The sequence below is a fragment of the Fictibacillus barbaricus genome (genome assembly GCF_014635025.1).
Classification (GTDB): Bacteria; Bacillota; Bacilli; order Bacillales; family Fictibacillaceae; genus Fictibacillus; species Fictibacillus barbaricus.
Map to the genome: position 1 here is coordinate 996,412 of NZ_BMCE01000001.1, position 22,605 is coordinate 1,019,016.

A 22,605-nucleotide genomic window follows, 5' to 3' on the forward strand; every position below is an offset into this window, starting at 1 on the left:
GGAGGAACACAATTGTTTCGTTCATTAGAGGGAAAAACAGCTCTTGTCACAGGAGCAAGCCGTTTAAACGGGATCGGTGCGGCGGTTTGTTTACAGTTGGCACAACGAGGGGCGAATATCTTTTTTACTACATGGGGTGCATATGACAAACAAATGCATGATGGCAATTACAATAGTGATAGAGATCTGCTTGTAGAAAGACTTGAGAGCTTAGGTGTAAAAGCTTTTTATGAAGAGGTCGATTTTACTGTCTCAAACTCCATTCCTTCCCTTTTTGAAAATGTGGAGAAAAAGTTTGGAAAAGTCCATATTCTAGTCAATAATGCCTGTTTTTCACAAACACATAAGTGGGAAGAGACAACAAGTGAGGTTCTTGACCTGCATTATGCGGTTAATCTCCGTGCAACGACCCTTCTGAGCGTGGAATTTGCAAAATGCTTCTCAGGTGAAAAAGGCAGCATTATTCATCTAACTTCGGGTCAGTCAAAAGGTCCGATGACAGGTGAACTCGCTTATGCTGCAACAAAAGGAGCAATTGATGCGCTAACCGTGACAATGGCCGCCGAACTAGGGGCTAAAGGAATCACGGTTAATGCTGTAAATCCTGGACCAACAGATACTGGATGGATGACTGAAGATCTTCAAAAATTCCTTCTCCCTAAGTTTCCGCTTGGCAGGATTGGAAAACCGGAAGATGCAGCAAGATTGATTGCGTTTTTAGCAAGTCCTGAAGCTGAATGGATTACAGGACAGATCATTCATTCAGAGGGTGGATTTTTAAGACAATAATTTATAAATGGTAATACTGACTTTTGGGTTTAATCTTAAAACCTGGAAGTCAGTTTTTTTTTGAAATAAAAAATTAATAAATATACTCTTGAATTAATTTTTATACAGTCATATAATGAACCTTAACTTATTTAAGGAGTGGGTGTGATTTGAAAGCAGGAATTATAGGAGTGACCGGTTATGGCGGGTTAGAATTATTCCGGCTATTATCTGCACATCCGGAGATTGATGAACTATTTGTATTTTCATCCTCAAAAGCAGGTCAAGAACTTTCAAATGAGGTACCGCATCTATATCAAATTTTTAATACTAAGCTCAGATCGATCGAACAGCTTGATCCCGGCCGTTTAGATGTATTATTCTGTTCTGCTCCGAGTGGGGTTTCATCTGAACTGCTTCCCCCACTAACCCAAAAGAATTTAAAAATCATTGATTTAGCAGGGGATTTTCGTATAAATGATGCAGACACATATCGGAAGTGGTACCGAAAAGAACCACCACCTGCACCACTGGCGGACAACGCAGTTTACGGACTAACAGAATGGAACAGAGAACAAGTAAAAAAAGGTGAATTGATAGCGAATCCGGGGTGTTATCCAACAGCAACTTTGCTCGGTCTTCTTCCATTGCTAAAAGAAGGAATCCTAAACCCGTCATCACTTGTGATTGATGCAAAGAGCGGCATTTCAGGTGCGGGTGCTTCACCACAAAGTGCAACACACTTTTCTAAAGCCAATGACAGTTTCAGCATTTATAAAATCAACGAACATCAGCATATTCCCGAGATCGAACAAACTATAAAAACAATAGCAAATGTTGATACAAACATCACTTTCACTACACACCTAGTACCGATGACAAGGGGAATTATGGCTACGATGTATGCAGAACTAGCAGCTGGCGTAAACTCGCAATCTATAAAAGAAATCTATCATGAATGTTATGGCAAAAAACGGTTTGTACGTATCTTTAACGAAAAAACAAATTTGTTTACTAAACAAGTCTATGGTTCAAATTATTGTGACCTAACTTATGCGGTAGATGAGCGTACCAACAGGATTACAGTTGTTTCTGTAATTGACAATCTAATAAAAGGAGCAGCTGGTCAGGCGGTGCAAAATATGAACGTGATGTTTGATCTAGATGAGTCAGAGGGACTGAATCAATTACCGATGTTCCCTTAACTAAAGGAGGCAGTATACATGCAGGCGACAAAGGCAGCTATTCACAAAATAACAGGAATCAATATTGCAACACCAAAAGGTTTTTATGCAAGCGGTCTTCATTGTGGAGTGAAACATAAGAAACTGGACCTTGGGTTATTGTACAGCCTTATTCCAGCTGCCGCAGCTGGAGTTTATACGACAAACCAGGTTCAGGCAGCACCATTAAAGGTTACTCAGGACAGCTTATCTCAAGAAGGAAAGCTTCAGGCAGTAATCGTTAATTCAGGGAACGCCAATGCATGTACAGGAAAAAGAGGTTTAATTGATGCTAAGGCAATGCAGCTTCAAACCGCAGAAAAGCTAGGAATTCCTTCACATTATGTTGGAGTAGCCTCTACAGGGGTAATCGGTGAACATATGCCGATGGATAAAATCTCTTCAGGCATACAAAAGCTAGTTCTAGATTCCGAGTTAAAAGGATCAATCGATTTTTCACAAGCCATCTTAACTACGGATACTGTTTCAAAAAACACAGCGTACTCACTAAAAATTAATGATAAAGATATTACGATTGCAGGGACTGCTAAAGGTTCTGGCATGATTCATCCTAACATGGCTACCATGCTCGGTTTTATTACAACAGATGCTGCTGTTAATAAGGATGCACTTCATGAAGCATTATCTTATGCAGTAGAGCGCACGTTTAACTGCATTACGGTAGACGGTGATACCTCAACAAATGACATGGTTCTTATGCTGGCTAACGGAATGGGTGAGAATGAAGAACTTAACAAGAATCATCCTGAATGGGAACTGTTTTTAGACGCTCTTGTCCTGGTTTGTGAAGATTTAGGCAAACTGATCGCCAAAGATGGAGAAGGAGCAAGCAAGCTGATTGAAGTTAACGTGTTAGGTGCTAAAACAGAAAAAGAAGCTAGAATCATAGCCAAAACCGTTGTAGGTTCACCTCTTGTTAAAACAGCTGTCTTTGGATGTGATGCAAACTGGGGCAGAATTATCGCTGCAGCGGGATACAGCGGGGTTTCTTTTAATCCAGATGCCGTAAAAATTTTAATTGGAGATAGTGAAGTTGTTATAGACGGGGAACCTGTTTCTTTTTCAGAAGAAGAAGTTCGAAACTACTTAAAAGGTCATGAGATTCACATTACCGTTATCTTGGCAGAAGGAATTGGAAACGGCAGAGCATGGGGATGCGATCTGACGTATGACTATGTTCAAATCAATGCAAGCTATCGTACGTAAAAGGATGTGAGTATTGTGTTACATGTAATAAAAATTGGAGGCAGTACACTAGCTGACTTAGAGCCAGCATTCTTCAATAGTGTTAAACAAAAGATCCAGAATGGCGAGAAAATTGTTATTGTTCATGGAGGCGGGCCAGAAATCAATAAAAAACTAGAAGAAACAGGACTGGCAGTAGAGAAGAAAGACGGAATAAGAGTTACAAACAAAGAGACTCTCTCCTGTGTGAAGGCTGCATTAAAAAATATCATGAACGCAGCTCTTGTAAAACGATTACAGCAAGAGAATATTCCTGCAGTGGGTCTATGCGGATCAGAAGAATCTCTTATTCAATGCGATTTTCTAGATCATGTTCAGTATGGATGGGTTGGAAGTGTTAGAAAGATAAATACGGGTGTTATAAAAAAACTGCTTGATGCAGAAAAGGTGCCAGTGATTGCACCTCTTGGTGTAACCAACAACGGAGAAACAGTAAATATAAATGCTGATACTGCTGCAGGAGAAACAGCTGCTGCCCTTTCAGCTAAATCGATTTGTTTTGTGACAGATACGCCAGGAATCCAAATCAGCGGGGAATGGGAGGATTCATTAACAATTTCTGAAATCCATAATGGTATACAAGATGGTCAAATTTATGGAGGGATGCTGCCAAAGGTAGAGTCTGCTATAAAATGCTTGGAGTTAAACATTGATGAAGTGCAGATCACAGATCAAACGCTTACGGGCACACGAGTGGTAAAGGAGGTTGTGGTTTCATGAGTTCACTATTTCCAACCTATAAAAGAAAACAGATTCAGCTTCAAAAGGGAAGCGGAGTATATGTTTATGATCAAAATAACAACCGTTATCTAGATTTTACAAGCGGCATCGCTGCCACAAGTGTAGGACATTGTCACCCAGAAGTTATTGCAGCATTAAAGAAACAGAGTGAAAAGATCTGGCATACATCTAACCTTTTCCAGATTGAACTACAAGAAACCTTAGCTGAAAACCTAGTCAAACCCACCAATTTAGATCATGCCTTTTTTTGCAACAGCGGGGCCGAAGCGAACGAAGCGGCTATTAAGCTAGCAAAAAAGTTTACCGGGAAAAATAAGATCATTACGTTTAATGATTCCTTTCATGGACGTACATTCGGTTCTATGTCAGCGACTGGACAGCAGAAAATAAAAGCAGGATACGGCCCCCTCGTTTCGGAATTTGTGCATCTGCCTTGGAACGATTCAGAGCAGCTTAAGAATACTGCTGACTTTGAAACAGCAGCAATCATGATGGAAGTGATTCAAGGCGAAGGCGGCATTCGTATAGCAGATGTTTTGTTTTATGAAGAAGTACAAAGGATCTGTAAAGAGTATGACATTCTTTTAATCATTGATGAAGTTCAAACAGGGATCGGCAGAACTGGCAGAAGATATGCTTATGAGCATTTTGGGTTAGATCCTGATATTGTGACTCTCGCAAAAGGGTTAGGGAACGGTTATCCAATTGGAGCTATGCTCGGTAAAAGTAAGTTAGCTGAAGCCTTTGGCCCAGGAAGTCATGGAACCACATTCGGAGGAAATCCGCTTGCTTGTGCAGTAAGCCAAACGGTATTGGATATCGTTTTTAACGATTCATTTTTAAGTGATGTAGAAGCAAAAGGCAAATGGCTGAAAGAGAAACTAATAGAGGCATTAAATAAACATTCACTCGTTAAAGACATTCGAGGAGAGGGATTATTAATTGGAATAGAGTGTGAAAATGCTGCTCGGCTTATTCAAGATCTTGAGGACAACGGGTTGCTTACAGTCCCAGCTGGTGAAAGCGTCATCCGGTTGTTGCCGCCTTTAACGGTCACAGATCAAGAATTAGAAAAAGCTTTAGAAATTGTTATTCATACATTCAAAAATATATATGAATTCAATATAAAGGACGAATAATCCTTATTTTTTATACGTAAACATGTATAAAAATACAATCTTATAACTGTTTTATACAAGGAGAGGAATTTATATGAAAGGCTGTATCACTTTATCAAATGGCACTTCTTTTGAAGGTGACTGGCTTGGCGAACATCATCATTGTTCAGGAGAAGTTGTATTTTATACAGGAATGACAGGGTATGAACAAGTGTTGACTGATCCTTCTTATCAGGGACAGATCGTTGTTTTCTCTTACCCTTTCATTGGAAACTATGGCTTTCACCAAAAAAATATGGAATCTGAAAGAATTCAAGTAGCGGGCGTTGTAATGGCTGATTGCTTTTCATTTAATGAAAAAGGGAACTGTAAGTCTTTGGCGGATTTTTTGGAGGCAAATCATGTTCCTGCTCTGACAAATGTGGATACAAGGTCGCTCATTCAACAGATTCGGAAAAAAGGATCTCTGCCAGCTGTTATGCATATGCCGGGTTTTAAGCCTGATTCTTTTTCTATAGATGAGTGCTGGCCGAATACTGTTCTGACAAAAACAGGTTCAGGAAACACCCATATTGTTTTGATTGATTTCGGATATAAAAAGTCAATTGTTGATGCTCTCGTTGACGAGGGCTGTATCGTTACTGTAGTTCCTTATGATTATGAACTAGCTGATATCGAGAAGCTTCATCCGGATGCTTTTGTTTTTTCAAATGGTTCAGGTGATCCCATGAGATTCTCAAGCTATTTTAATAGTTATAAATATATAGCCGTCCGCTATCCTGTACTAGGCATTTGTCTAGGCCATCAGATTCTAGCATTAGTGTTTGGCGGTGAAACGAAAAAGCTTAAATTCGGTCATCGTGGTGCCAACCACCCTGTTATGAACTTGAAAACCGGAAAAGTATCGATGAGTTCTCAAAACCATAGTTATGTGGTGAAAAAAGAGAGTTTAACAGATACCGGCTTTAACATTTGGTTTGAAAATGTGAACGATCAGAGCGTGGAAGGGCTATGGCATAGTCATTATGAAATTTCGAGCGTACAGTTCCATCCAGAAGCAGCACCTGGTCCAAAAGAACACGGTGAAATATTTCAGGAGTTTATCAACTCAGTTAAACATAAAGAGAAGGTGAGAAGCTATGCCTAAACAACAAGAAATCAAGAAAGTACTCGTGATCGGTTCAGGCCCGATCGTAATCGGGCAGGCTGCAGAATTCGATTATTCAGGTACACAGGCATGCAAAGCTCTGAAAGATGAGGGTATAGAGGTAGTTTTGATCAACAACAACCCTGCAACAATCATGACAGACACCACCTTTGCAGACGAGATCTACTTTGAGCCGATAACGGCCGAGTATGCAGAGGAAATCATCCAAAATGAGAAGCCAGACGGACTCCTGGCAACAGTTGGAGGTCAAACAGGGCTTAATTTGGCTATGGATCTTCATCAAAAAGGCGTCTTGCAAAAATACGGAGTAAGACTTTTAGGTACGAATATAAATTCTATACAAAAAGCGGAGAACCGAGATTCGTTTCGTTCGCTGATGAAGGAACTTGGGGAACCTGTTCCAGAAAGTGAGATTGTTACTTCTGACAAGGAGGCTATCTCATTTGCCGAAAAGACGGGGTATCCAGTTATTGTTCGTCCAGCTTATACGCTTGGTGGATTTGGTGGAGGCATTGCCACATCAAAAGAAAAACTTGCTTCTCTTGTAAAGCAAGGCTTGTCTGCAAGCCCGATCAATCAATGTTTGATTGAAAAAAGTATAGCTGGCTACAAGGAGATCGAGTATGAAGTGATGCGTGATCAAAACGGAACATGTATCACGGTCTGTAACATGGAAAATGTTGACCCGGTTGGTGTGCATACTGGCGATTCAGTTGTTGTTGCTCCAAGCCAAACATTAACAGATGAAGAGTATCAACAATTACGAAAAGCATCTCTAACAATCATTAACGCACTTGAAATAGTGGGTGGATGCAACATACAATTCGCACTTCATCCAGAAACATCCCAGTATTACTTAATTGAGGTAAATCCACGTGTGAGTAGATCTTCAGCTCTTGCTTCTAAGGCAACGGGCTATCCTATCGCGAAGATAGCAGCTAAACTCGCACTCGGATATAACCTCCATGAGTTAAAAAACCCAGTTACAGGAACCACCTTTGCAAGTTTTGAACCTGCGCTGGATTATGTGGCCGTAAAAATGCCGCGCTGGCCATTCGATAAGTACTACAGTGCTGACCGAATGCTCGGAACCCAAATGAAAGCAACTGGCGAAGTGATGGCACTAGAGAGAAACATGGCTTCTGCTTTTCAAAAGGCAATCCGTTCATTAGAACTGAAAACAGATGGCATGTATTTAGAAGAACTATCTGTTTTCAGCGAAGATGATTTATTAAATCTTGTTGTTTCCGCAGACGACCGCCGTTTTTTTGTCGTACTGGAACTTTTACGCCGAGATGTTCCTTCCGAGAGAATACATGACCTAACGAAAATCTCACACTATTTTTTATCGATATTCAGCGGAATGGTTTCTTTGGACCGGTCTCTACAGAACACAAACTTTACAAAAGTGAATAAAGAACAGCTCCTGCAAGCTAAAAAGTTTGGCTTTTCAGATCAATATCTCTCTAACGTTTGGTCTGTTTCTGAACAAGAGATACGAAGTAAGAGGGAAGAATGGTGCATCACGCCTTCTTACAAAATGGTGGATACATGTGCAGCGGAATTTGAAGCAAAAACTACCTATTTTTATTCGAGCTGGAGCGGACAAAACGATAAAGAACCTCAACAGAAAAAGAAGGTAGCTGTTATTGGGTCAGGACCAATTCGTATCGGGCAAGGGGTGGAGTTCGACTATTGCTGTGTCCATAGCGCCATCGCTTTGAACCGTTCTGGCTATGAAGCTATTCTGATCAATAACAACCCAGAAACGGTGAGTACCGACTATGAAGTGTCAGACTCTTTATATTTTGAGCCATTAACGTTTGAAGATATCTATCATGTATTAAAATTTGAAGGAATTACGGATGTGATCCTGCAGTTTGGCGGTCAAACGTCCATAAACTTAGCAAAGGAGCTAGAAGGCGCAGGGTTTTCTGTATTAGGAAGTCCGGCTGATACGGTTGACCAAATGGAAGACAGAGATCGTTTTTATGCGTTTTTAGATTCTATAAACATTCCTAAAGTGGCTGGGTACACAGCTAAGAATAAAGAAGAAACAAAGTTCTATGCAGATAAACTTGGCTTTCCTATTCTTCTTCGCCCGTCATATGTGATCGGCGGAAGTGGCATGAAGGTTTTATACTCCAAAGAAGATTTAACAGACTTCTTGAAACATGAACGAATTAACTTTCCTGTCCTTATCGATACGTTCTTACAAGGAAAAGAAGCAGAAGTTGATGTGTTAACAGACGGTACAGACATTTTTATACCCGGAATTTTTGAGCACATCGAAGGAACCGGTGTTCATTCTGGAGACAGTTTGACCGTTACTCCACCTCAGACGCTCACAAGTCATGTGACGAGTCAGCTATTCGCATATTCAAAAAAAATCGCTTTAAATATGGACTATAAAGGCCTTTTCAATATTCAGTTTGCGATAAAAGACGAACAGATTTATGTAATCGAAGTAAACCCAAGGGCATCCCGAACAGCACCGATCATGAGTAAGATAACAAATGTGAACCTTATTCAAAAAGCTACACAGCTGCTGCTGGGAGATTCCATAAACGCATTGAAGCTAGAAGAGGAACATAACGGGCAGCCAATGATTACAGTGAAAGCACCTGTGTTTTCAACGATTAAACTTCCAGGTGTTTCACCTGTATTAAGTCCGATGATGTCTTCAACAGGGGAAGTCATCGGCATCGATACAGAATATGAATCAGCTTTGCTAAAAGCACTTATCGGTTCTAGTCTTCAATTATCCGATGTATGGAATGGCAAAGGAAGTATTTTTGCAGAAGGAGCTTTAGCTTTAGATGAAGCGAACAAGTGGGCCGAATACGGTTATCACATCAAGACCGCAGCGGATATTTCTTTTGATGACTGGTTAAAAACAGAGGATAAGACAGCTTATATGAATTTTACAAATAACAGTGAAAGCCATGATGCAAAATGTGCAGTACTGGAAAGAGTACATGTCCTGACAAGAATAGAAACAGCACGTGCATACTATCAAGCCATTCATGCACGTAACAAAACAAGAAAGGAAGTGGTGATCTGATGTCAATCGTTCATCCGTTACACTCTGCCAAAACAAAGAAAGACTTTCTTACGCTCAGGGATTATTCCACAGATGAAATAATGGATTTACTGAATTTGGCAAAAGATTTAAAAAAGCAGGGCCCAGGTGCACCTTCATTATTAAAAGGAAAAATTTTAGGCATGATCTTTGAAAAATCATCAACACGTACTCGTGTTTCGTTTGAAGCTGCGATGCTGCAGCTTGGTGGAAACGCTATCCATTTATCAACACGAGATATTCAGATGGGAAGAGGAGAGTCGATAGCCGATACGGCAAAGGTGCTGTCGGGGTATCTAGACGGATTGATGATCCGAACCTTTCACCAATCTACAGTGGAAGAGCTTGCACATAACAGCTCCATACCAGTAATCAACGGTCTCACGGATGATTTTCATCCATGCCAGGTGCTGGCAGATCTATTAACGATACTTGAATACAAAGGTTCATTTAAAGGGAAGAAGCTGGCATATATTGGGGATGGGAACAATATGGCGCATTCATTAATGATCGGCGCCGCTAAGGTTGGGATGGACTGCACGATTATTGCCCCAAAAGAATATGAACCAAAGAAATCCATCGTGTCCTATGCGAAGGAGGTTGCAAAACAAAGCGGCTCCACTATCGAAGTAACGAATGACCCGATAGATGGAATAAAAGACAGTGATGTGATCTATACAGATGTGTGGGCGAGTATGGGGCAGGAAAGTGAAACACTTGAACGCATATCTCATTTTGAACCTTTTCAAGTGAATCAAGAACTTGTTTCAAATGCAAAAAAAGATTACATCTTCATGCACTGTTTACCTGCACATCGGGGGGAAGAAGTAACAGCCGATATCATTGATGGTCATCATTCTGTTGTCTTTCCTGAGGCAGAAAACCGTCTTCATGCACAAAAAGCATTGCTTGTTTATCTACTGTCTTAAGTAAAGAAATCTCTTTTTTAAATGAATGGTTGCTATCGAAGAGTTTTTGTAGAGACGCATCATGGCAAGTTGATTGGAGCGTAAGGTGCGAGACTCCTGCGGGATCACGCCAACGACCTGAGAATACTTCTCGCAAGGCATGCGACGAGGAAGCCAGCTTCAAATTGGATTAGCTTACAGACGCAGGGGCACAAATGCTTCCTTGAATGGGAGACTCCTAAGGGTGAAAAGCGCTTAGGAGGCTCACCGCACGCCCCGCGGAAAGCGAGCACGTGTAAGCAGAAATCAACAACTACGAATTGTGCCAAAGAACAGCTAAAAAGAAAGAAGCCGCTCAAATAAGAGCGGCTTCAATGTTTCATTAAAATACTTGTTCTAATTCAACTACACCAGGTACTTCTTCAAGAAGTGCACGTTCTATACCAGCTTTTAAAGTAATTGTGGAACTTGGGCAGCTTCCGCAAGCACCCATAAGGCGTACTTTAACTACACCTTCTTCAATATCCACTAATTCCACGTCTCCTCCATCACGAAGAAGGAACGGGCGTAATTTATCAAGAACTTCTTCAACTTGCTCACGCATCTCTAAGTTTTGTGTTTCAGCCATAGCTATCAAGGCTCCTTTCTTTAAAAAGAACTTATCTATAGTATACGAGAAATGGAATAAAAAATCCATGCACAAGCATCATGATAATTGTGCCTTTTTCTTTCATTCAAAATAAGGTATGATGAAAGCAAATAAGCGCACACATTGAGGTGATTCTTCATGAGTAACTCACTAATAATTAAAGTATATGGTGCAGAACAAAAATGTGCCAGCTGTGTTCATCTCCCATCTGCTAAAGAAACGGCGGAATGGCTGGAGGCGGCGATCTCTAGAAAATTTCCGACTACGTTATTTCAAGTTCTATATATTGATATGGAAAGACCGGAAAATGAAGCAGATCAAGCTTTTTCAGAAAGAATTATAGAAGAGGACCTTTTTTATCCCGTTGTTGTGATAGACGGTAAGGTTGTTGCTGAAGGCAATCCGAACTTAAAGACTATTTATAGCATTATTGAACAGAATGGTTATGGCGCTGTAAGTTAAGCGCCTATTTTTTATATATTGGGTTTGTACACATGCTTTGCACTTCTTATAGGAATATGATGTATTGAAGAAAAAGGAGGCAAATAGCATTGTTAAACCCTTCGAAAGGTAAAAGTTATAAAGATGAGTCACCATCGTTTGCAGGACCTCATCACCATCATTATCATGATCTTTGTCTCAAGTATATGGGACAGAACGTTACGATCGAGTTGAATGATGGGAATATCTACCACGGTAAACTGCATAGTTATGACCAAGATAACATGTACATGATCATGCCAGGAGAGACTGCAGATCGTAATAGCCGTATTATTTTTGTTGGGCCTTTTTTTCCAGGATTCGGGTTATTCGGTTTTCCGTTTTTCCGAATTCGCCGTTTCCGTCCTTTTTGGTGGTAAAGACATTAAAAGACCCATGCAGCTGCTGCATGGGTCTTTTTTTATACCTGATATTTATATAACCATAAGATACCTGATTTTAATAAACGAGGAACTCGGCCGATTAGGGCTGTACTTCCCATAGTACCAAAACCGCTTTTCTTGCCAAGGGATCCCATGACGCCTTTTAACTTAATCTCATTCATTTCAGGCAGTGGCTGGCTGTTCCATCGAGCCAAAAGTACTTGTGAGATCTGCTCGGCTTGTTCTTCTGCAAGCTGTGCGCTCGGCGCGTAAGGAAGACTTGCACAATCTCCTACTACATATACATGCTCTTCAGAAGGAAGGTGATGGTGCTCACTTAATACAACTCGTCCTTGACTGTCTTTTTCAACATCCATTTCACGGACGATGCGACTAGGCTGAATCCCGGCAGTCCACACGATAGCATCGCAAGGAACTTTTTCATCGTGATTGTAAAGTGCGCCTTCTTCTACTTTAGTCACATTAGAGTTATTGATCACTTCAACTCCATGTTCGACAAACCAATTCTGTACGTAGTTGCTTAATCTTTTCTTATACCCAGAAAGAATGATATCTCCACGGTCAAAGAGTTTAATGGTTAAGTCAGGGCGGCTTTCCCGAAGTTCGGATGCCAGTTCTACACCAGAAAGTCCTGCTCCTACAACACCAACAACCGCATTTGCATGCAAGTTATTTAGAACCTGATAAGTGTGCCGAGATTTATCGATCGTTTGAATACTTAAAGTATACTGATCGGCACCAGGTACATTATGATACTTGTCCTCGCAGCCAAGTCCGATAACTAGGTCGTCATAAGAAATAGCATCTTGATCTTTTAACAATACTTTTTTGCCTTCAATATCAATTCCAGTTACTTCACCATATTTAATATTTAAGCGCGGGTGTTCTGGGAATGTAACGCGAACATGATGGTCGGAAATGGTACCTGCTGCTAGTGCATAATATTCGGTTTTCAAACAATGATAAGGTACACGGTCAATAAGCGTAAGCTGAATGTTTTCAGGGAGGTCTGAGGAATTTAGAAGTCTCTTCAACACACGCATATTTCCATATCCTCCGCCAAGTAAAACGAGGTGTTTCATTTGTCATTTCCCCTTTTCTTTCAAGACAATTCTTATCTGTTTTTATATTGCTATATATATTAAATAACCTTAACTCGTTATAAGTAAACGATTTCACGTTTTTGACATGTTTAAGTATAGCACTTTGCAACAATTTCACAACTCTTTTATGGAAAAAACACAGTATGAATGAGTGTTTACATTGACTAGCCAAAAATAATCCTTTAGGATGGATTCATCAAGAGGTGAGAGATAGATGAGACCGATTATAGAGTTTTGTGTAAGTAACTTAGCAAGCGGTGCACAAAAAGCACTCGAAGAACTCGAGAAAGACTATGATCTTGATGTGATTGAGTATGGTTGTCTGGGATATTGCGGACACTGTGCCAAGTCGCTTTTTGCTCTTGTGAACGGAGATATCGTTCACGGAGAAACACCGGATGAACTTGTAAAGAATATCTACACTCATATAGAAGAAAATCTAATGTTTTAAGAAGCAGCTTCACTTTACTAGTGGGAAGCTGTTTTTTTAATGGTTAGGTTATTTTATTATGGGAAAAATATCTAGCAATGATTTTTATAAAAACGATTGCAATTTTGTCGGAATTTGTTACATTAGTAAAGGGTCAGTCATTTGATGTCTGACATCTGGACGTCAATTAAGAAACAATCAAATATTTTATACTCAATTAGGGGGAAATTTAATATGTCAATTCTTATTGGAATCTTGGGTATTCTTCTATTAATTGCAATCGCTTTCATAATGTCGAATGACAAAAAGAATATTAATTACAGAGCGGTTGGAATCATGCTCGTTGTACAATTAGCATTAGCGTACTTCATGCTCAATACATCAATTGGTAAGACCGTATTAAACAAAATTGTAAACGTTTTTAATAAGGTTCTTTCATTTGGTAATGACGGTATCGCATTTGTATTCGGTGATTTAAGCGGGAAAGAATATTTCTTCATCAACGTCCTAATGATGATCGTTTTTGTATCCGCTTTACTTTCAATCTTAACTTATACACGAATTTTACCTTTAGCTATTAAATACATTGGTGGTGCTGTTGCAAAAGTTACAGGGCTGCCTAAGATTGAGTCTTTCGTTGCCGTTAACTCAATGGTATTTGGTGATACTACAGCTATTCTCTCTGTTAAATCTCAATTGCACAAACTATCGGCTAACCGCTTGTTCGTAGTTGTAACATCTTCATTAGTTGCTGTAAGCTGTTCGATCTTAGGTGCTTACATGCAGATGATTCCTGCAGAATATGTTTTAGTAGCACTACCGATCAACGTGTTCTCTGGTTTAATTCTTTCTTCTATCGTTGCTCCTGTAACAGCCGAGGAAGATGATGAGATTGATGTTAAAGAAATGTCTAATGAGAAATCTTTATTCGAAGCAATTGGTAACGGTGCATTAGATGGGGGTAAAGTAGCATTGATCGTAGGTGCGATGCTTATTACTTACATTGGACTACTTTCAATGGTTAACTTTGCTTTCGATGCAGTCACAGGATTGACGTTCCAACAAATTTTAGGATATGTATTTGCTCCAATCGCCTTTATCATGGGTATTCCAGCTAATGAGATCGTACAAGCAGGTTCAGTAATGGGAACTAAAGTTGCAGCAAATGAGTTCGTAGCTATGCTGGACTTCATGAAAATGATTCCGGATATGAATCCTAAAACAGTAGGGATTGTATCAGCGTTCTTAATCTCATTCGCTAACTTCTCTTCAATTGGAATTATCTTAGGTACTGTTCAAGCAATCAATGGTGAAAAAGCTTCGATGCTTGCTAAAGTTGGTTTAAAAGTATTGCTTGTTGCTACAATGGGATCTGTATTAACTGGAACAATCGTAGGGTTATTCTTATAAAAAATAAATCATTTGATTTGATGGAAAATGTGCCTAAAGCTTTTTGCTTTAGGCACATTTTTTATACTATTCTTATACGGCAAAACCATAATTCAAGAAAAATCATAAATAATCCAGCGAGATTTAGTAGTAATTCAGCAAGTTTTCAAGATAATCCGGCGAGTTTTCATCATATATCAGCGAGTCGACATCTTAAGACAGCGAACGACAGCACCAATAATAAAAAAACCGCCGCGAAACTTTCTCGCAGCGGTTTTAACCATTATTTTTAAGCCTGTTGAGTAATTTGTTTCATTACCCATGGCTGCATTCTGTTGTATAAAGCGATAAATAACAATGTAATGATTGTACCTTTGATCAGATTAAAAGGAGCGATTCCCTTTAGAATTAATTCAATCATCATTTGGCTGGACATTGGATCAGCACCTAGGAACCATGTGTAAGCAGGTAAGATGATCACATAATTTAGTAATCCCATCATAAATGTCATTAGTACTGTGCCAAAGACTAAGCCTATAGAAAGACGTTTAACCGTATGTTTTTTGCGGAATAAGTAGGATACTGGAAGAATAAAAAGGATTCCTGCCACAAAGTTGGCTAATTGTCCTACTGGTACCCCTGTAAAGCTTCCGGTAATCCCGTAATGAAGCACATTTTTAATTGCCTCAACCATTACACCTGCTGCTGGCCCGAAAATGATCGCTGCTAGTAAAGCAGGAACCTCGCTAAAGTCAATCTGTAAGAATGGAGGCAGTCCTGGAAATGGAAAGTCGAACATCATCAGTACATATGCAATCGTACTGAGCATAGACACGGCTACCATTTGTTTGATTTTTCCCTTTTGCATTGAAATCTCTCCTCTTTGTGTTGCGCCATCTCATGATTTCGAATGCAGCACAGCCTGTTTCACACAAAAAAACCTTAGTCAAAAAAATGGACTAAGGGAGTTGTATGATGAACAGCATGAAAAAGAAGCATTTTTTCTTGTTAAAATGCACACTTAAACAAAGGTTCATAATTTACATGAACCGCTGTACCAACATCTTCTCCCATCCAGACTATACTGTCGGCTCTGGAGTTACACCAGATCAGCAAAGAGGGGACATTGAAGTAATGTCCAGCTTCAGCGGCTAAAAGCTCGAGGTCGCAACGTTTTTTCGTGTAACACAAAAAGCGTGTTCTCACTCGAAAATTTTTGCGCTTGCACCATAGGCACAAGTTCAACATCAGCTTGCTAAAAACGCAAACTGTGTTTCCAATGTCGCTTTTAAACGAGCCGCTTCAGCATTTCCAATCGCTCACGGGCTGATGAAGAGGGAATCTTCAAATACCGCCGGTCGGGAATTTCACCCTGCCCCGAAGATGGATCGCTATTGTATTTTATTACATCACCTATTATACTTTAAAAAATGTTAGTTGTGAACGAATATGCAATGACCAGACCTTCCAATAGAGGATGAGAACACATGAAATTAACCTTTGAATATACATGGCCATATGAAAGAATGATGAATGATATCTATATATCGGAATGTCCTTTCTGTAAGCAAGATAATGTATTAACAAACTTTAAGAAAGAACAGTTGGCATTAGCAAAAGAAGGCATTAAGCAACTATTGATCATGCCTTGCTGTCACGGTAAGTTAACCATCCTTAATGCGGATGACGACTATTTCTATACAGATGAAAAATTAAGAGGGCAACAATAAGGAGCAATAGGGAACATGAACACATTGAAATTTACAAAAATGCATGGACTCGGTAATAACTACATCTACGTAAACATGTTTGAAGAAACCATTGCAGAAACGGACCTGCAAGATCTTGCAGTAGCTGTTTCCAATCCTTATACCGGAATCGGCTCAGACGGAATGATCTTAATCTGTCCAAGTGAGATTGCGCCAGTTAAGATGCGGGTCTTTAACAACGATGGTTCAGAAGCAAAAAACTGTGGCAATGGTCTTCGATGTGTAGCGAAATATGCGTATGAAAATGGAATTGTGGAACAAACAGAGTTTCATATTGAAACGCTTGGCGGACTTGTATCAGCGAGTCTAACGCTAGATGACAGCAACAAGGTTTCTTTAGTGACAGTAAACATGGGGAATCCTATCCTTCATCCTGACCGGATTCCTGTAAAAGGCTTCCGAAAACTGGATTACATTATCAACGAGCCTGTTTCATTCAAAGGGAACGATCTGAATATGACTGCAGTATCTATGGGGAATCCGCATGCTGTCTTCTTTGTTGATAACATCAATAAAGCGCCATTGCACTCACTTGGTCCGGTAATTGAAAAAGATCCTATGTTCCCCGATTGGGTGAATGCTGAGTTTGTTGAGATGGTATCTGATAAAGAGATGCATTTTAGAGTTTGGGAGAGAGGTTCTGGCATTACACAAGCTTGTGGTACAGGGGCGTGTGCCGCAGCCGTGGCTGCCATCCTAAACCATAAAGCCGAACGAAATACTGACATTATGGTTCATTTAGCTGGTGGAGACCTTATCATTAACTGGCAGGATAATGGTGATGTTTTGATGACAGGTCCAGCAGAGGTTATTTGTAAAGGTGAATTCTATATAAAATAAAAAGTGGAGGCACTAGATGCCTCCACTTTTTATTAGTATTTTTGGATAATGTTATAGAACGTATCACGCTCAACAGGAACTTTGTTTGCTGTCTTGATTAAGTGTACGAGTTCTTTTCGAGTGATACCAGAAGAAGTTAATGCACCTACCGCATGAGAGATTCGTTCTTCAATTAATGTACCATGAATATCACTTGATCCGAACGTTAGCGCCATCTGTGTAAGCTGAACACCGATATTGATCCAATAAGCTTTGATATGGTCAAAGTTATCTAACATAAGACGGCTGATCGCGATCGTTCTCATATCATCAAAAGCAGAGGTTCTTCTCATCAGTCCCATAGATTGTGTACGAGGCTGCATTGCCAATGGAATAAATACCATGAAGCCATTTGTAACATCCTGCAGCTGTCGAAGACGATCCATGTGTATCAAACGCTCTTCCTTAGATTCGATTGAACCATACAGCATCGTTGCATGTGTTTTTAATCCTAATCCATGTGCAATCTCGTGGGCTTCAAGCCATTGATCCGTTGATGCTTTATCAGGACTCATTTTTAAGCGGTATCGTTCTGTAAGAATTTCTGCACCGCCACCAGGCATTGTATCAAGTCCGGCTTTAATCAGTTCTTCTAATACTTCTTTCATAGAAAGACCGGCAATTCTTGAGAAGAACTCAATTTCTGCACCAGTATAAGCTTTTACCGTTACTTGCGGGTAATGTTGTTTTAATGTACGAATGGTGTCTAAATAATAATCAAAAGGCACTTCATGATTGTGGCCGCCGACAATATGAAATTCACGGATATTATCGTTCCAGCGTTTTTGAACATAATCCAAAAGCTGTTCATTATTCATTGTATAAGCCCCGTCTTCACCAGGCTTGCGTTTAAATCCACAAAAGCTGCATGTTGCTTCACATACGTTTGTAGGATTGATGTACAGATTTTCAATAAAATAAACATGATCCCCGTTTTTACGGGTGTTTACTTCGTTTGCTAGCGTTGCTACGCTTAACAAATCATTTGTTTCATATAAAAATAAACCGTCTTCAATGGTAAGACGTTCACCATGTTTAACTTTCTCTGCAATTGCTTCCATTCGGGTATCGAAAGTCAATATATTTGCCATTATTTATCCCCCTAATTTTTCAGATGAAATGTTCGGATGATGTTCACATTTTTCTAATGAGAGTAAACACTACACTCTCTCTTTACCAATTTTATACGAATACTTATATGTATCATTGGATACAAGCCTTGAATGCACTTATCATTATAATCCTAATCAAACATTAGGACAAGGGAAGTCGCTTTTGTTGCATATTTTGCAGTTAAAAAAAGTTAGGTTTTTTTATTCAAGGTTTATTGTCTAATAATTGAAGAAAATGTAAAATAAAAGGAAAGATTATGTTTAAATTTAGAGTGGAGTGACTAAAATGAAAGCCACATCTGCAGCAGATAAACTAGAAAAGATCGAACAATTAGAAGCGCTGCGAAATAAAATGATACAGACGGCAAATACGTTAGGAATACAGCATCCATTGGTTTTAAACTATAGTAGAAAAATTGATGAAACGCATAATAAGATTATGGAGATGCAGCAAAAAAAATATTGATTTAAAGCCGATTGCTTGAGAGCAGTTGTTGAAGCCGTTATACTATATACAATAGATCCTTATTTAAAGGAGTGTATAAAATGATCGTTGAGATAACAGATAGTGCAGCCAGCAGAATTAAGGAAATGCTTGCTGATGAAGAAGACCAAAATCAATTTCTCCGTGTGGCTGTAAAAGGTGGCGGGTGTACGGGATTATCATATGGTATGGGATTTGATAGTGATAAGAGTGAATCCGATCACGAAGAAATGATTGAAGGAATCCGAGTGGTAGTAGATGAAGAAAGTGCAAAAGTTCTAAAAGGTACTGTAGTAGACTTTAAACAAAACATGATGGGTGGAGGATTTACGATTACAAATCCGAATGCCATTGCTTCATGTGGCTGTGGTTCTTCATTCCGTACAGCTGCTAACGCAGGAACACCGGAAGAATGCTAAAGAAATTCAGCTCCTAAAGAAAGCTCTTTCCCACTTACGGGAAAGAGCTTTTCTGATTTTAAAATTTATTAAAGATAAAAAGTACACCAATTAAATCTGCCAATATGGATGCACCAATAAGTATGTATTTCTTTTGCTGGCTCTGCTGTTTTAAACCAAGAGGCATTAAAAAGGTACCAGCTATAAAAAAGATTATGCCTAGTATCAAGTTAAACTCCATTTGTCTATCTCCTTAACTAAAAAGGGTAAAAGAAAACCCGGTGCGCCAACACCGGGTGAAAATACACATTGTTCAGCGGCACTTGTCCGCCTCACAAACATCATAACAAAAGCGAAGTGTTTTTTCTACAAGCAAATTATTCCACCGTGTATCTTTCCATTTCACTTAAAAGCTTTTTTAAATGGGGAATTTCTTGTCTAGTATCCTCTAAGAAGGATTCATCCGTTATGTGAAGTTGATTGATAATCCTTTTCATCTCTTGCAGGCAATCTGCCACAAGCGTTTCTTCTTCGGAAAATTGTCTATTCAATCGTAAGTGACTCCTTTCTTAAATAAAATGACGCCAGAATTTTAAATCCGGCGCCATGAATCATTTAGAATAAGCTAGTGCTGTGCAAAGGCTGTGTCTTTGCGTTTGGATCGATGTAAGCTTTGGCATTGTTGATGGCTGTTGGAGCTTCACCAAATCCTGATGCAATCAATTTTACCTTTCCATCATACGTACATACATCACCTGCAGCATAAATGCCTTTAACGTTCGTTTCCATTTTGGAGTTTACAACGATAGAGTTCTTTTGGATGTCTAATCCCCAGGTTTTAATTGGACCTAGAGAAGAGATGAAACCATAGTTGATGATGACCGCATCTACTTCTATCGTTTCCTTTACATCTCCATTTTCTAATACAACTGAGGAAATGTTTTCTCCATCACCGATTAATTCCGTGATTTGATAAGGTGTCTTTACAACTACTTTGGAGTTCATTAATTGTTCAACACTGTGTTCATGGGCACGGAATTTATCTCGTCTATGGGTTAATGTTACTTGTGGAGAGATCGGTTCTAACATTAAGGACCAGTCAAGAGCAGAATCCCCGCCTCCGCACACTAAAACGCGTTTTCCAGCAAAAGCATTAAGGTCGTTCACGAAATAGTGCAGGTTCTTGCCTTCATATTGTTGAGCAGTGTCTAACTCTAAGCGACGAGGCTGAAAGGCACCTACGCCAGCAGTAATGAGAACAGCTTTACTGTAATGAACAGTTTTATCCGTTGTTAATTCAAAGATTTCTTCGTTTTTTTCCACATTCTGCACGGATTCCTCTAAAACGACAGTCGGATTAAACTGCATTGCCTGTTCTTTTAAGTTGTTCACCAAATCTTGAGCGAGGACCTTAGGAAAACCGGCAACATCATATATGTATTTTTCAGGATAAAGCGCAGATAATTGTCCGCCAAGCTGCGGCATACTCTCGATGATCTTTACTTTCATCTGTCTCATACCACCGTAAAAAGCTGCAAACAATCCTGACGGACCTCCACCTATAATTGTAATATCGTAAATTTCTTTTGACATCACTTTCACCTCTTCTGTTTTTTATGACTGACGAACATGTAATATGTTCTGACCCAAGTATCTTCTTACTATCTCCCATTTACATTCTTGAGAGAAGCGAAAAGTCCTCTTTTCATTTTGTATAATTTGTCATTTGCCCCTATATAACTGACTTAAAAGGAACAAGTATTTGAATAAATATCATAACGAAAAAAAGGTTGAAATAACAAGAAAAAAGGAATAAGATGAGGATGTATGATTAAAAAATGTCGATATTCCAACATTTTTTGCACTCTTTTATGTCTTATTACGTGAAATATATCACAATCTATTCCTTTTCTTCATATTTAATGAGTGAAAAGGTCAAACTAAAAAAAATGAGAACTGGAAGTGAATTGAATGAGTAAGCCAAAAATTCTTATATTAGGCGGCGGTTATGGCGGGATCATGTCAGCTGTACGTTTACAAAAAGAATTAGGATCAGACGAAGCAGAAGTAACATTGGTAAACAAGCATAACTACCATTATCAAACAACTTGGCTTCATGAAAATGCAGCAGGTACATTACACCATGACAAAACGCGTATCATGATCGACAGCATCATCGACATGAACAAAATTAATTTTGTCCAAGATACTGTTGTTGAGATCAAGAAAGACGAAAAGCGCGTTATCTTAGAAAATCAAGAATTAACTTATGATTACTTAGTAATTGCTTTAGGATCTGATCCTGAAACATTTGGTATCCAAGGTCTTAAAGAGAATGCGTTCAGCATCCGCAGCATTAACTCTGTTCGTAAAATTCGTGAGCACATTGATTATTCTTTTGCCCGTTATAATAACGAAGGACAGCCTGATGACCTTATCACAATCGTAGTAGGTGGAGCTGGATTTACTGGAATCGAGTTCGTTGGGGAACTTGCTGACCGTGTTCCAGAGCTTTGCCGTGAATACGATATCCCACGTGAAAAAGTGCGTATCGTAAACATTGAAGCAGCTCCAACGGTTCTTCCAGGTTTCGATGAAGAACTAGTTGAATACGCAATCAACAACCTAGAGCGCCGCGGGATTGAATTCCTTGTAAGCACACCGATCAAAGAGTGTAATGAAGACGGTGTTATCTTAGCTAACGGTGAAGAAATTAAAGCAGCAACAATCGTTTGGACAGGTGGAGTACGTGGTAACCACTTAGTTGAAGAAGCTGGTTTTGAAACGATGCGTGGCCGCGTTAAAGTTGAAAAAGATCTTCGTATGCCTGGCTTCGACTATATTTTCGTTGCAGGTGACTGTGCGCTTATCATTGATGAGGAAGCAAACCGTCCTTATCCTCCAACAGCTCAAATCGCAATTCAACAAGCTTATACAATCGGCCGTAACATTAAAGCATTAATGAACGGTGGCAAGCTTGAAGAGTTTAAGCCAGATATCAAAGGTACAGTTGCATCACTAGGTAAAGGTGAAGCAATCGGTAAAGTAGGAAACAAAAAACTATTTGGTGCAACTGCATCAGCTATGAAAAAAGTAATCGATAACCGTTACTTATTCTTACTTGGCGGCGTACCGATGGTTATTAAAAAAGGTAAATTAAAACTGTTTTAATGGATAATGGTACACTAAGAACAGAAGCAGAAGCTTCTGTTCTTTTTTATTACCTTTAGAAAG

24 protein-coding genes and 1 pseudogene are annotated in these 22,605 nt (G+C 39.4%); 18 read left to right on the forward strand and 7 right to left on the reverse strand.

Features of this window, described 5'->3' with window-relative positions; genetic code table 11:
• The first annotated feature begins 12 nt into the window (after window positions 1–12).
• From IEV52_RS04790 to argF, 8 genes are all read left to right on the forward strand, one after another.
• Window positions 13–789 carry an SDR family oxidoreductase gene (locus IEV52_RS04790; RefSeq protein ID WP_188401358.1) on the forward strand — a complete coding sequence of 259 codons (777 nt, stop codon included), beginning with the start codon at window positions 13–15 and terminating at the stop codon, window positions 787–789.
• 149 nt (window positions 790–938) lie between these two features.
• On the forward strand, window positions 939–1,973 hold the full coding sequence (gene argC / locus IEV52_RS04795; protein WP_188401359.1) for an N-acetyl-gamma-glutamyl-phosphate reductase: 1,035 nt from the start codon (window positions 939–941) through the stop codon (window positions 1,971–1,973).
• Window positions 1,974–1,991: 18 nt separating this feature from the next.
• On the forward strand, window positions 1,992–3,218 hold the full coding sequence (gene argJ / locus IEV52_RS04800) for a bifunctional ornithine acetyltransferase/N-acetylglutamate synthase (protein WP_188401360.1): 1,227 nt from the start codon (window positions 1,992–1,994) through the stop codon (window positions 3,216–3,218).
• Window positions 3,219–3,233: 15 nt separating this feature from the next.
• Window positions 3,234–3,977, forward strand: a complete 744-nt coding sequence (gene argB, locus IEV52_RS04805; protein ID WP_188401361.1) for an acetylglutamate kinase — start codon at window positions 3,234–3,236, stop codon at window positions 3,975–3,977.
• Window positions 3,974–5,137, forward strand: a complete 1,164-nt coding sequence (gene argD / locus IEV52_RS04810) for an acetylornithine transaminase (protein ID WP_188401362.1) — start codon at window positions 3,974–3,976, stop codon at window positions 5,135–5,137. Before argB ends, argD begins: the two co-directional genes overlap by 4 nt.
• Window positions 5,138–5,210: 73 nt before the next feature.
• Window positions 5,211–6,263 (forward strand): carbamoyl phosphate synthase small subunit, encoded by a 1,053-nt coding sequence (locus IEV52_RS04815; RefSeq protein ID WP_188401363.1) that lies wholly within the window; start codon window positions 5,211–5,213, stop codon window positions 6,261–6,263.
• Window positions 6,256–9,348, forward strand: coding sequence for a carbamoyl-phosphate synthase (glutamine-hydrolyzing) large subunit (carB, locus tag IEV52_RS04820; protein WP_188401364.1), 3,093 nt, complete (start codon window positions 6,256–6,258; stop codon window positions 9,346–9,348). The genes IEV52_RS04815 and carB overlap by 8 nt, the downstream gene beginning before the upstream one ends.
• The gene (gene argF / locus IEV52_RS04825) at window positions 9,348–10,295 is read left to right on the forward strand and encodes an ornithine carbamoyltransferase (RefSeq protein WP_188401365.1); all 948 of its coding nucleotides are present in this window, start codon (window positions 9,348–9,350) and stop codon (window positions 10,293–10,295) included. Before carB ends, argF begins: the two co-directional genes overlap by 1 nt.
• 361 nt (window positions 10,296–10,656) lie before the next feature.
• Here the strand turns inward: argF and IEV52_RS04830 are convergent.
• Window positions 10,657–10,926, reverse strand: a pseudogene (locus IEV52_RS04830) (NifU family protein); the annotation flags it as partial.
• A 135-nt stretch (window positions 10,927–11,061) separates the two neighbouring features.
• Here IEV52_RS04830 and IEV52_RS04835 point away from each other — a divergent pair.
• Both IEV52_RS04835 and IEV52_RS04840 read left to right on the forward strand, forming a co-directional pair.
• Window positions 11,062–11,385, forward strand: coding sequence for a YuzD family protein (locus IEV52_RS04835; protein WP_188401366.1), 324 nt, complete (start codon window positions 11,062–11,064; stop codon window positions 11,383–11,385).
• Between the two features lie 89 nt (window positions 11,386–11,474).
• Complete coding sequence (locus IEV52_RS04840; protein WP_188401367.1) at window positions 11,475–11,783, forward strand: LSM domain-containing protein; 309 nt, start codon at window positions 11,475–11,477, stop codon at window positions 11,781–11,783.
• 41 nt (window positions 11,784–11,824) lie between these two features.
• Here IEV52_RS04840 and IEV52_RS04845 read toward each other — a convergent pair whose 3' ends face one another.
• Window positions 11,825–12,889 (reverse strand): NAD(P)/FAD-dependent oxidoreductase, encoded by a 1,065-nt coding sequence (locus IEV52_RS04845; protein WP_188401368.1) that lies wholly within the window; start codon window positions 12,887–12,889, stop codon window positions 11,825–11,827.
• A gap of 235 nt (window positions 12,890–13,124) precedes the next feature.
• Here IEV52_RS04845 and IEV52_RS04850 point away from each other — a divergent pair, with 235 nt between their 5' ends.
• Together IEV52_RS04850 and IEV52_RS04855 are read left to right on the forward strand one after the other, a co-directional pair.
• Complete coding sequence (locus IEV52_RS04850) at window positions 13,125–13,361, forward strand: YuzB family protein (protein ID WP_188401369.1); 237 nt, start codon at window positions 13,125–13,127, stop codon at window positions 13,359–13,361.
• Between the two features lie 213 nt (window positions 13,362–13,574).
• Window positions 13,575–14,750 carry a NupC/NupG family nucleoside CNT transporter gene (locus IEV52_RS04855; protein ID WP_188401370.1) on the forward strand — a complete coding sequence of 392 codons (1,176 nt, stop codon included), beginning with the start codon at window positions 13,575–13,577 and terminating at the stop codon, window positions 14,748–14,750.
• A 268-nt stretch (window positions 14,751–15,018) separates the two neighbouring features.
• On the opposite strand, the gene IEV52_RS04860 is transcribed toward IEV52_RS04855, so the two are convergent.
• Entirely contained in the window at window positions 15,019–15,597 is a 579-nt protein-coding gene (locus tag IEV52_RS04860; RefSeq protein WP_229754191.1) for an ECF transporter S component, read from the reverse strand.
• 107 nt (window positions 15,598–15,704) lie between these two features.
• Between IEV52_RS04860 and IEV52_RS22850 the strand changes: the two genes are divergently transcribed.
• The 3 genes from IEV52_RS22850 to dapF all read left to right on the forward strand — a co-directional run bounded on the left by IEV52_RS22850 (window position 15,705) and on the right by dapF (window position 17,338).
• A complete protein-coding gene (locus tag IEV52_RS22850; protein WP_425589496.1) occupies window positions 15,705–15,884 on the forward strand; it encodes a hypothetical protein in 180 nt (59 codons plus the stop codon).
• Window positions 15,885–16,216: 332 nt separating this feature from the next.
• On the forward strand, window positions 16,217–16,459 hold the full coding sequence (locus IEV52_RS04865; RefSeq protein ID WP_188401371.1) for a hypothetical protein: 243 nt from the start codon (window positions 16,217–16,219) through the stop codon (window positions 16,457–16,459).
• 15 nt (window positions 16,460–16,474) lie between these two features.
• Window positions 16,475–17,338 carry a diaminopimelate epimerase gene (gene dapF / locus IEV52_RS04870; protein ID WP_188401372.1) on the forward strand — a complete coding sequence of 288 codons (864 nt, stop codon included), beginning with the start codon at window positions 16,475–16,477 and terminating at the stop codon, window positions 17,336–17,338.
• A gap of 32 nt (window positions 17,339–17,370) precedes the next feature.
• Here dapF and mqnE read toward each other — a convergent pair whose 3' ends face one another.
• Window positions 17,371–18,468 carry an aminofutalosine synthase MqnE gene (mqnE, locus tag IEV52_RS04875; protein ID WP_188401373.1) on the reverse strand — a complete coding sequence of 366 codons (1,098 nt, stop codon included), beginning with the start codon at window positions 18,466–18,468 and terminating at the stop codon, window positions 17,371–17,373.
• Window positions 18,469–18,775: 307 nt separating this feature from the next.
• Between mqnE and IEV52_RS04880 the strand changes: the two genes are divergently transcribed.
• Window positions 18,776–18,955 (forward strand): aspartyl-phosphate phosphatase Spo0E family protein, encoded by a 180-nt coding sequence (locus IEV52_RS04880; RefSeq protein WP_188401374.1) that lies wholly within the window; start codon window positions 18,776–18,778, stop codon window positions 18,953–18,955.
• A gap of 80 nt (window positions 18,956–19,035) precedes the next feature.
• Entirely contained in the window at window positions 19,036–19,392 is a 357-nt protein-coding gene (locus tag IEV52_RS04885; protein WP_188401375.1) for a HesB/IscA family protein, read from the forward strand.
• 58 nt (window positions 19,393–19,450) lie between these two features.
• Here IEV52_RS04885 and IEV52_RS04890 read toward each other — a convergent pair whose 3' ends face one another.
• The 3 genes from IEV52_RS04890 to IEV52_RS04900 all read right to left on the reverse strand — a co-directional run bounded on the left by IEV52_RS04890 (window position 19,451) and on the right by IEV52_RS04900 (window position 20,964).
• Window positions 19,451–19,612, reverse strand: a complete 162-nt coding sequence (locus IEV52_RS04890) for a hypothetical protein (RefSeq protein ID WP_188401376.1) — start codon at window positions 19,610–19,612, stop codon at window positions 19,451–19,453.
• 136 nt (window positions 19,613–19,748) lie between these two features.
• Window positions 19,749–19,922, reverse strand: coding sequence for a hypothetical protein (locus IEV52_RS04895; RefSeq protein WP_188401377.1), 174 nt, complete (start codon window positions 19,920–19,922; stop codon window positions 19,749–19,751).
• A 64-nt stretch (window positions 19,923–19,986) separates the two neighbouring features.
• Entirely contained in the window at window positions 19,987–20,964 is a 978-nt protein-coding gene (locus IEV52_RS04900) for an NAD(P)/FAD-dependent oxidoreductase (RefSeq protein WP_188401378.1), read from the reverse strand.
• Between the two features lie 378 nt (window positions 20,965–21,342).
• Here IEV52_RS04900 and IEV52_RS04905 point away from each other — a divergent pair, with 378 nt between their 5' ends.
• Window positions 21,343–22,542, forward strand: a complete 1,200-nt coding sequence (locus IEV52_RS04905; RefSeq protein ID WP_188401379.1) for an NAD(P)/FAD-dependent oxidoreductase — start codon at window positions 21,343–21,345, stop codon at window positions 22,540–22,542.
• Window positions 22,543–22,605: the final 63 nt, after the last annotated feature.

Coding starts and splice junctions, on each gene's coding strand:
- argJ (WP_188401360.1), top strand. CDS start 1,992: ATGCAGGCGACAAAGGCAGCTATTCACAAAATAACAGGAATCAATATT.
- argD (WP_188401362.1), top strand. CDS start 3,974: ATGAGTTCACTATTTCCAACCTATAAAAGAAAACAGATTCAGCTTCAA.
- IEV52_RS04815 (WP_188401363.1), top strand. CDS start 5,211: ATGAAAGGCTGTATCACTTTATCAAATGGCACTTCTTTTGAAGGTGAC.
- carB (WP_188401364.1), top strand. CDS start 6,256: ATGCCTAAACAACAAGAAATCAAGAAAGTACTCGTGATCGGTTCAGGC.
- argF (WP_188401365.1), top strand. CDS start 9,348: ATGTCAATCGTTCATCCGTTACACTCTGCCAAAACAAAGAAAGACTTT.
- IEV52_RS04835 (WP_188401366.1), top strand. CDS start 11,062: ATGAGTAACTCACTAATAATTAAAGTATATGGTGCAGAACAAAAATGT.
- IEV52_RS04845 (WP_188401368.1), bottom strand. CDS start 12,889: ATGAAACACCTCGTTTTACTTGGCGGAGGATATGGAAATATGCGTGTG.
- IEV52_RS04850 (WP_188401369.1), top strand. CDS start 13,125: ATGAGACCGATTATAGAGTTTTGTGTAAGTAACTTAGCAAGCGGTGCA.
- IEV52_RS04855 (WP_188401370.1), top strand. CDS start 13,575: ATGTCAATTCTTATTGGAATCTTGGGTATTCTTCTATTAATTGCAATC.
- IEV52_RS04860 (WP_229754191.1), bottom strand. CDS start 15,597: ATGCAAAAGGGAAAAATCAAACAAATGGTAGCCGTGTCTATGCTCAGT.
- IEV52_RS22850 (WP_425589496.1), top strand. CDS start 15,705: ATGAACAGCATGAAAAAGAAGCATTTTTTCTTGTTAAAATGCACACTT.
- IEV52_RS04865 (WP_188401371.1), top strand. CDS start 16,217: ATGAAATTAACCTTTGAATATACATGGCCATATGAAAGAATGATGAAT.
- dapF (WP_188401372.1), top strand. CDS start 16,475: ATGAACACATTGAAATTTACAAAAATGCATGGACTCGGTAATAACTAC.
- mqnE (WP_188401373.1), bottom strand. CDS start 18,468: ATGGCAAATATATTGACTTTCGATACCCGAATGGAAGCAATTGCAGAG.
- IEV52_RS04880 (WP_188401374.1), top strand. CDS start 18,776: ATGAAAGCCACATCTGCAGCAGATAAACTAGAAAAGATCGAACAATTA.
- IEV52_RS04885 (WP_188401375.1), top strand. CDS start 19,036: ATGATCGTTGAGATAACAGATAGTGCAGCCAGCAGAATTAAGGAAATG.
- IEV52_RS04890 (WP_188401376.1), bottom strand. CDS start 19,612: ATGGAGTTTAACTTGATACTAGGCATAATCTTTTTTATAGCTGGTACC.
- IEV52_RS04900 (WP_188401378.1), bottom strand. CDS start 20,964: ATGTCAAAAGAAATTTACGATATTACAATTATAGGTGGAGGTCCGTCA.
- IEV52_RS04905 (WP_188401379.1), top strand. CDS start 21,343: ATGAGTAAGCCAAAAATTCTTATATTAGGCGGCGGTTATGGCGGGATC.